This window comes from Kitasatospora griseola (assembly GCF_014648555.1).
Classification (GTDB): Bacteria; Actinomycetota; Actinomycetes; order Streptomycetales; family Streptomycetaceae; genus Kitasatospora; species Kitasatospora griseola.
Genome location: NZ_BMRI01000009.1, coordinates 29,862 through 38,222, shown reverse-complemented (window position 1 = coordinate 38,222; position 8,361 = coordinate 29,862). Strand labels below are relative to the sequence as shown.

Here is an 8,361-nt window from a genome sequence, read left to right as displayed (position 1 = left end):
GTTCTGCGCCATAGGACCCACCTCCTGTGGTGGAGGGAACGTTCGTTCTGTCCAGATTGATACTGATATGAGCGAAATGACAACCCCGGGGTCCTGGCGTTTTGTCCGCCGGTCGGCTCACCCGGTAGGCTGGCCCCTCTGCACTGGTGTAGGGCGTGCCCGCATGCCCGGACCATCGGTGCCGACGCGCACAACCCTCCTGCCACGGAGAGACCGTGGCCGTTGAGTCCAAAGGAGGTGGGTTACACATGCGTCACTACGAGGTGATGGTCATCCTCGACCCGTCGGTCGAGGAGCGCGCTGTCTCCCCCCTGATCGAGAGCTTCCTCAACGTCGTCCGCACCGGCGGCGGCAAGGTTGAGAAGGTAGACACCTGGGGCCGTCGTCGCCTGGCGTACGAGATCAACAAGCAGTCCGAGGGCATCTACTCGGTCATCGACCTCACGGCCACGCCCGAGGTCGTCAAGGAGCTCGACCGCCAGCTCAGCCTGAGCGAGTCGGTTCTGCGGACCAAGGTCCTGCGCCCGGACACCCACTGAGCCCACTTCCGGCGTACGCGCCGGAGGGCTCGCGTCCGGTGTTCCACGTGGAACACCGCTGACGAGCACCGCAGAACTTCTTTCCGAGAGGTCATCACCACATGGCAGGCGAGACCGTCATCACCCTCGTCGGCAACCTCGTCGACGACCCCGAGCTGCGTTTCACTCCGTCGGGCGCCGCGGTGGCCAAGTTCCGCATCGCGTCGACCCCGCGCACCTTCGACCGTCAGACCAACGAGTGGAAGGACGGCGAAAGCCTCTTCCTCACGTGCAACGTCTGGCGTCAGCCGGCGGAGAACGTGGCCGAGTCGCTGCAGCGCGGCATGCGCGTGATCGTGCAGGGCCGACTGCGCCAGCGGTCTTACGAGACCAAGGAAGGCGAGAAGCGGACGGTCTTCGAGGTCGAGGTCGATGAGGTCGGCCCGAGCCTGCGCTCGGCGACCGCCAAGGTCACCCGCGCCAACCGCTCCGGCGGTCCCGGCGGCGGTGGCGGTGGCGGCTTCGGCGGCCAGCAGGGCGGCGGCGGGTACGGCGGCGGCAACCAGGGTGGCGGCAGCTGGGGTGGCAACTCCGGCGGCGGTCAGTCCGGCCCGTCCGACGACCCGTGGGCGTCCAGCGCCCCGTCCGGCGGCCAGCAGGGCGGCGGCTGGGGCGCCCCGTCCGGTGGCGGCTACTCGGAAGAGCCCCCGTTCTAAGCGGCGCTCGGCCGGGCCCGCACGGGCCCGGACACGCTGACAGATCTCGTACTTAACGGAGCACACAATGGCGAAGCCGCCTGCTCGCAAGCCCAAGAAGAAGGTTTGCGTCTTCTGCAAGGACAAGGCCACTTACGTGGACTACAAGGACACGAACCTGCTGCGGAAGTTCATTTCCGACCGTGGCAAGATCCGTGCCCGCCGGGTCACCGGCAACTGCACCCAGCACCAGCGTGACGTCGCCACGGCCGTGAAGAACAGCCGTGAGATGGCCCTGCTGCCCTACACCTCCACCACGCGCTAAGAGAGGGTGACCGAACAATGAAGATCATCCTCACTCACGAGGTCCCCGGCCTCGGCAGCGCCGGCGAGGTCGTCGAGGTCAAGGACGGCTACGCCCGCAACTTCCTGGTCCCGCGTGGCTTCGCCATCCGCTGGACCAAGGGCGGTCAGAAGGACGTCGACGCCATCCGTCGCGCCCGGAAGATCCACGCCATCCAGACCCTCGAGGCCGCCAACGAGGTCAAGGCCAAGCTCGAGGGCCTGCAGGTCAAGCTGGCCGTTCGCTCCGGCGACGCCGGCCGCCTGTTCGGCTCGGTGACCCAGGCCGACGTCGTGGAGGCCATCAAGGCCGCCAACGGCCCGGCCGTGGACAAGCGCGCCGTCGCGATCGCCTCGCCGATCAAGACCGTGGGCACCCACAAGGTCTCGGTCAAGCTGCACTCGGACGTTCAGGCCAACCTCGACGTCGCCGTCGTCGCTGCCTGATCTCTGCCGCAGAGCTGACGAAGGGGCCGGACTCCACTCGGAGTCCGGCCCCTTCGTCGTGCCGTCGAAGGGCTACGCCCGGACGGCGCCGGTCACCATCCAGCGGCCGGTGCGTATCCGGCCGGCCAGGACCGCGGCCCGGGCCAGCATGAACAGGTTCATCGCCCACCACAGCCCGGCCAGGCCCAGGCCCAGCACGGGCACCGCGAGGACGGCCGGGGTGAACAGCAGCAGCGCGGCCAGCATCCCCCAGGCCAGAAAGCGGCCGTCGCCGGCGCCCATCAGCACGCCGTCCAGCACGAACACCAGGCCGCCGATCGGCTGGGTCAGCGCCGCCAGCAGCAGCACGGTGGACAGCAGCCCCCGGACCGACGGGTCGTCGGTGAACAGCGGGACGTACAGCGGCCGGGCCAGCACCATCAGCAGGCCCAGCAGCACGCCCGCGCCGACGCCCCACCCGACCATCCGCCGGGTCGCCGCCCGGGTGCCCGGCAGGTCGCCGGCGCCCAGGTAGCGTCCGATGATGGCCTGCCCGGCGATCGCCACGGCGTCCAGCGCGAAGGCCATGAACGACCAGATGGTCATGGTGATCTGGTGGGCCGCGATCTCGGCGTCGCCCAGGTGCGCGGCCACCGCGGTGGCCAGCAGCAGCGAGGCGCGCAGGCTCAGGGTGCGCACCACCAGCGGGCCGCCGGCCCGGGCGGAGGCCTTGATGCCGGCCAGGTCGGGCCGCAGCCCGGCGCCCTCCCGGCGGGCGCCGCGGACCACCACGGCCACGTACACGGCGGCCATCGCGTTCTGCGCGATCACGGTGCCCCAGGCGGAGCCGGCCACCCCGAGGCCGGCGCCGTACACCAGGCCGAGGTTGAGCAGCAGGTTGGCGCCGAACCCGCCGATCGCCACCAGCAGCGGGGTGCGGGTGTCCTGGAACCCGCGCAGCACGCCGGTGGCGGCCAGCACCAGCAGCATCGCGGGCACGCCGAGGGCGCTGATCCGCAGGTAGGTGACGGCATACGGGGCGGCGGTGGGGGAGGCCCCGAGCAGGTGGGCGGCCTGCGGGGCGAGCGCCAGCGTGAGCACGACCATGCCCGCGGAGAGGATCAGGGCCAGCCAGATCCCGTCGATGCCCTGCTGGACGGCGGCCCGGCGGTCGCCGGCGCCGATCCGGCGGGCGACCGCGGCGGTGGTGGCGTAGGCGAGGAAGACGAAGATCCCGGCGGCGGTGGTGAGCGCGGCGGAGGCGATGCCGAGGCCGGCCAGCTGGGCGGTGCCGAGGTGGCCGACGATCGCGGAGTCGGCCATCAGGAAGAGCGGTTCGGCGACCAGCGCGCCGAACGCCGGGACCGCGAGCGCGAGGATCTCGCGGTCGTGGCGGCGGCGTTCGGCCGTGGGGGCGGGACGGGTGGGCGTCGCTGGCATGACGTCCACCCTACTCATCCACAGGTAATGATCGCTAGTGGCTTTTGGCTCTTACCGGACCTGTGGACGGACGGTGGATCGAACGGCCGATCGAACAGTTGGGCGGTCCCGTCCCCAGCTGTGTGAAGAATTTCTCATGCACAGGGTGGGGAAAAGGTCGCCGCAGGTCAGCGAGTTGACACCGGCGCGATCGTGTGGTTATCCACAGCGGTGTCCACAGGGTTGTGCACAGCTTTCCGGGGGTTCTCCACAGCCTCCGAGCAGTTATCCACATGGCCTGTGGATAACCGTCTTGGAGGAACCGCCCGGACCCCCGTACCGTGGCTCCGGACCAGACCCCGGTGGCCGCGCGACACCGCCCCGCACACAGCCGGAACTGTCGGCTCGGTGGCGTATGAAAGACAGAGCGCCCGCACCGGACAGGCCCGCACCAACTCGCACCAACCGCTGATCGGGGAACACGCGTGACCGGCCCCCAGTACGACGACCACGAAGCCCCTCCGCCCCCGGAGGACGACTGGCAGCCGTCCGACGACGCCTTCCCGCTCGACGCCTTCCCCGACGGTCCCGGCGACCGCCTGCCCGCCACCCGTCGTTCGAACAACGCCGCCAACGGCTCCGGTGGGCAGGGCGGCGGCGGGGGCTTCCAGCGCCGTGACGGCGGCGGCAAGGGCGACCGCTTCCCCGGCAAGGGCGAGCGGCGCGACCGCGACGGCGAGACCGGCTTCGGCGGCAGCGAGGGATTCGAACGCGTCCCCCCGCAGGACCTGGCGGCGGAGCAGTCCGTGCTCGGCGGCATGCTGCTGTCCAAGGACGCCATCGCCGACGTGGTCGAGGTGCTCAAGCCCGCCGACTACTACCGGCCCGCCCACGAGCTGATCCACGGCGCGATCCTCGACCTCTACGCCCGCGGCGAGCCCGCCGACCCGATCACCGTGGCCGGCGAGCTCACCAAGCGCGGCGAGCTGGTCCGCGTCGGCGGCGCCTCCTACCTGCACACCCTGGTCAACTCCGTCCCGACCGCGGCCAACGCCGAGTACTACGCGGAGATCGTCCACGAGCGCGCCGTGCTGCGCCGCCTGGTCGAGGCCGGCACCCGGATCGCCGGCATGGGCTACGCCGCCGAGGGCGACGTGGACGACATCGTCAACGCCGCCCAGGCCGAGATCTACGCCGTCACCGAGCAGCGCACCAACGAGGACTACGCCCCGCTCGCCGACATCATGGAGGGCGCGCTCGACGAGATCGAGGCGATCGGCTCCCGGTCCGGCCAGATGTCCGGCGTCCCCACCGGCTTCGCCGACTTCGACCAGCTCACCAACGGCCTGCACCCCGGCCAGATGATCGTCATCGCGGCCCGCCCCGCCATGGGCAAGTCCACCCTGGCGCTGGACTTCGCCCGGGCCTGCTCGATCCACAACAACCTGCCGAGCGTGATCTTCTCGCTCGAAATGGGCCGCAACGAGATCGCCATGCGCCTGCTGTCGGCGGAGGCCCGGGTGGCGCTGCACCACATGCGCTCCGGCAACATGACCGACGACGACTGGACGCGGGTGGCCCGGCGGATGCCCGAGGTCAGCGCGGCGCCGCTGTACATCGACGACTCGCCGAACCTGTCGATGATGGAGATCCGCGCCAAGTGCCGCCGGCTGAAGCAGCGCAACGACCTGCGCCTGGTGGTCATCGACTACCTGCAGCTGATGCAGGCCGGCGGCTCGCGGCGGGCGGAGAGCCGCCAGCAGGAGGTCTCGGACATGTCCCGAAACCTCAAGCTGCTGGCGAAGGAGCTGGAGATCCCGGTGATCGCGCTCTCCCAGCTGAACCGTGGCCCCGAGCAGCGCACCGACAAGAAGCCGATGGTCTCCGACCTGCGTGAGTCCGGCTCGATCGAGCAGGACGCCGACATGGTCATCCTGCTGCACCGCGAGGACGCCTACGAGAAGGAGTCCCCGCGGGCCGGCGAGGCGGACCTGATCGTGGCCAAGCACCGTAACGGTCCGACCGCCACCATCACCGTCGCCTTCCAGGGCCACTACTCGCGCTTCGTGGACATGACCCGCGACGTGACCTGACGGACAGTGAGGCGCCGCGCCGTCAGAACCAGTGCAGGCAGTGCGGTTCGCGTTCGGCGCGGAACATGGCGTCGGCCAGCGCGGCCGCGGCCGGGTGGTGGGCGCGGACGTGGCCGGCCCGGACCAGGGTGCTCGGGGTGGTGCCGCCCAGGTAGATCGAGCCGAGGTCGCTGATGTCCAGCGACAGGTCGGGCTCGCGGTCGGTCGGGGTGCAGTCGGCCCGGCCGTCGCGGACGGTCAGCAGGTGGCGGGTCCGCTCGCCGAGGAACGGGTCGTCGACGTCCAGGACGAGCTCGCCGTCCGCGGACCAGCCGCGGGCGGTGAGGGCGCGCGGGACGTCGAGCAGCCGCACCCAGAGCCAGTCGGTGTCGTTGGTGATCGCGCCGGCGGCGAAGTCGGTCAGCTGCCAGCGCAGCGGGTTGCCGGGCGGGAAGTGCCGGAAGGCGACCTCGGTGACCAGGTCGTGGCCGAGCAGGCAGCGGGCCAGCGCGGTGAACGCGGCGTCGTCGAGCGCGACGGTCTCGTCGACCAGCATGGCCTGCGAGTCGTCCAGGGAGTAGCAGGCGTACCCGTCCGGGGTGCCGTCGACGTCCCGGTGGAGGGCGATCCAGCGCTGGGCGGGGGCGGTCGGCGGGTGCCCGGCCCGCCGGGACCACCAGCGGGGCGGGCGGGAGACCGCGCCCGGCTGGGTGCGGCGGTAGCGGTCGTAGACCTGCTCCACCAGCTCGCGGCAGTCGCTGAGCGGGAGCAGTTCGACGGTGCCGGTGGGCTCCTGGCCCGCCCGCGGCGGCGTGAGCGCGGCCCGGTGCCGGGGCACCGTCAGCCGCCGGGTGTAGGTCGCCGGGCCGTAGCCGAACCGCCGATAGATCACCGCCTCGGAGGCCAGCAGCACCGACATGATCTCGCCGCGTTCGCGCAGGTCGGCGAGTTGACGGCGCTTCATCTCGGTGAGGATGCCCTGCCGCCGGTGGGTGGGCAGCACGCCGACGCAGCTGATGCCGGCCACCGGCACGGTCGACCCGCCGGGCAGCGTCAGCTCGAACGAGTACGCGCACGCGGTGCCGACCGGCCGCCCCTGCTCGGTGACGGCGAGCAGCCCGCGCTCGGGTTCGAGCGCCGACCACCAGACCCCGCCGCCGTCCTCCTCCGGCGACGTCGGGTGCTTCCCGAACGCCGCGAACACGGTGTCGACGAAGACGTCGAGGTCCTTCTCGGTGGTGGAACGAATCTCCATGGCTGTGCTGCCTCCCCGCAGTCGTCCGGCCAGGTGCCCGCCCCAGTGCAAGCGGCGGCCCGCCACTGGGTCAAGCGAATTTGCGGCTGGTAGCCTCACCCGCCGTGATGGACCACGACGACCTGCCACTGTGCCTGCTGCCGGACGAAGCGACGCTGCTGCTGGCCGAGTTGGCGGCGCCGCCGCGGCTGGTGGCGCACCTGCGGCTGGTGCACGACGTGGCGGTGCGACTGGTGGACCGGCTGGCGGAGCACTGCCCGGCGCTGGAGTTCGACCGGGCGGCGGTGCTGTTCGGCGCGGCCACCCACGACATCGGGAAGGTGGTGCACCGGGCGGAACTGTCCGCCCCCGGATCGGCGCACGAGCCGGCCGGCCGGGAACTGCTGCTGACGGCGGGCGTCGCCCCGCGCCTGGCGCGCTTCGCGGCCGGCCACGCGACCTGGGGCCCGGACACCGGCGTCGAGGACCTGCTGGTGTCCCTCGCCGACAAGGCCTGGAAGAACAAGCGCGTCCCGGCCCTGGAGGACCTGCTGGTCACCGCCCTGGTCCGGGCCGGTGGCGGCGAGCGGTGGGAGGCGTTCCTCGTCCTGGACGAACTGCTCACCGCGATCGGCGACGGCGCGGAGGAGCGCCTGGCGTACCAGGCGCTCTTCCCGACCGGTTAGGCGAGGGTGACGGTGCTGCGGAAGACCGTCGCGCCGGGGCCGGTCAGCGCGGTCTTCGCGCCGTTCGCCGGCAGGAAGGCCGACTCGCCCCGGCGGAGCGTCAACGCCTGTCCTTCGGAGGCGAGTTCGACGGTGCCTCCGGTGCAGAGCAGGATCTGCGGGGCGTCGCCCGGCAGGGTGACGGGGTGCTCGGCGAGGTCGTAGCGGGAGAGGCGGAACTCGTCGATCGGCACCGGGTAGAGCCGCTCGCCGTCCGTGCCGGGCTCGGGGCGCATGATCTCCGGGCTGCCGCTCTCGAAGCCGACCACCTTCATCAGCTCGGGGACGTCCACGTGCTTCGGGGTGAACCCGCAGCGCAGCACGTTGTCGGAGTTGGCCATGATCTCCACGCCGGTGCCGCGCAGGTACGCGTGCGGCAGGCCGGCGCCGAGGTAGAGGGCCTCGCCGGGCTGCAGGCGGACGTAGTTGAGCAGCAGGGCGGCGACCAGGCCGCGGTCGCCGGGGTACTCGGCGGCGGCGAAGGCGTAGCCGGCCATCGCACCCGTCGGGTCGGACGGGGCGGCGGCGGTGACGGCGCGGGCCACGGCGTCCACGGTGGCCCGGCCCTGCTCGTCCGTCAGCGCGAGCGCCTCGGCGAGTGCGCCGGACAGCGCCTCGGCCTCCGGCTTGGTGCGCAGCAGGTCGATCAGCGGCTCCAGCCCGGGCACCTCCAGCGAGGCCATCAGGTCGGCCGCGTCGGCGGGCGTCCGGAAGCCGCACAGGCCCTCGAACTCGCTGAGCGCGCAGATCAGTTCGGGCTTGTGGTTGTCGTCCTTGTAGTTGCGGTGCGGCGCGTCGACCGGGATGCCGCGCCGTTCCTCGTCGGCGTAGCCGGCCCGGGCCTCGGCGCGGGTGGGGTGGGCCTGGATGGACAGCGGGGTGGCGGCGGCCAGCACCTTCAGCAGGAACGGCAGGGTGGGTCCGAACTGT

At 71.8% G+C, this 8,361-nt stretch carries 9 protein-coding genes; 6 read left to right on the top strand and 3 right to left on the bottom strand.

The features are described 5' to 3' along the window. Positions 1-248 precede the first annotated feature (248 nt). From rpsF to rplI, 4 genes are all read left to right on the top strand, one after another. The gene (gene rpsF, locus IEZ12_RS13860) at positions 249-539 is read left to right on the top strand and encodes a 30S ribosomal protein S6 (protein WP_043915336.1); all 291 of its coding nucleotides are present in this window, start codon (positions 249-251) and stop codon (positions 537-539) included. A gap of 101 nt (positions 540-640) precedes the next feature. After that, the gene (locus IEZ12_RS13855; RefSeq protein WP_043915335.1) at positions 641-1,234 is read left to right on the top strand and encodes a single-stranded DNA-binding protein; all 594 of its coding nucleotides are present in this window, start codon (positions 641-643) and stop codon (positions 1,232-1,234) included. Between the two features lie 67 nt (positions 1,235-1,301). Continuing rightward, positions 1,302-1,538 (top strand): 30S ribosomal protein S18, encoded by a 237-nt coding sequence (rpsR, locus tag IEZ12_RS13850; RefSeq protein WP_030457605.1) that lies wholly within the window; start codon positions 1,302-1,304, stop codon positions 1,536-1,538. A gap of 17 nt (positions 1,539-1,555) precedes the next feature. Then, complete coding sequence (gene rplI, locus IEZ12_RS13845) at positions 1,556-2,002, top strand: 50S ribosomal protein L9 (protein ID WP_035864395.1); 447 nt, start codon at positions 1,556-1,558, stop codon at positions 2,000-2,002. Positions 2,003-2,074: 72 nt separating this feature from the next. Here the strand turns inward: rplI and IEZ12_RS13840 are convergent, their stop codons facing one another. Further along, positions 2,075-3,421, bottom strand: coding sequence for an MATE family efflux transporter (locus tag IEZ12_RS13840; protein ID WP_189272328.1), 1,347 nt, complete (start codon positions 3,419-3,421; stop codon positions 2,075-2,077). A 578-nt stretch (positions 3,422-3,999) separates the two neighbouring features. On the opposite strand from IEZ12_RS13840, the gene dnaB reads away from it, so the two are divergent. Then, on the top strand, positions 4,000-5,493 hold the full coding sequence (dnaB, locus tag IEZ12_RS13835; protein ID WP_043916617.1) for a replicative DNA helicase: 1,494 nt from the start codon (positions 4,000-4,002) through the stop codon (positions 5,491-5,493). Positions 5,494-5,515: 22 nt separating this feature from the next. On the opposite strand, the gene IEZ12_RS13830 is transcribed toward dnaB, so the two are convergent. Further along, the gene (locus IEZ12_RS13830) at positions 5,516-6,727 is read right to left on the bottom strand and encodes a GNAT family N-acetyltransferase (protein WP_189272327.1); all 1,212 of its coding nucleotides are present in this window, start codon (positions 6,725-6,727) and stop codon (positions 5,516-5,518) included. Positions 6,728-6,834: 107 nt separating this feature from the next. On the opposite strand from IEZ12_RS13830, the gene IEZ12_RS13825 reads away from it, so the two are divergent. Further along, entirely contained in the window at positions 6,835-7,392 is a 558-nt protein-coding gene (locus IEZ12_RS13825) for an HD domain-containing protein (protein ID WP_189272455.1), read from the top strand. Here the strand turns inward: IEZ12_RS13825 and manA are convergent. Then, a partial coding sequence (gene manA, locus IEZ12_RS13820) for a mannose-6-phosphate isomerase, class I (protein WP_229847519.1) occupies positions 7,389-8,361 on the bottom strand: 973 nt, incomplete at its 5' end. The genes IEZ12_RS13825 and manA overlap by 4 nt on opposite strands.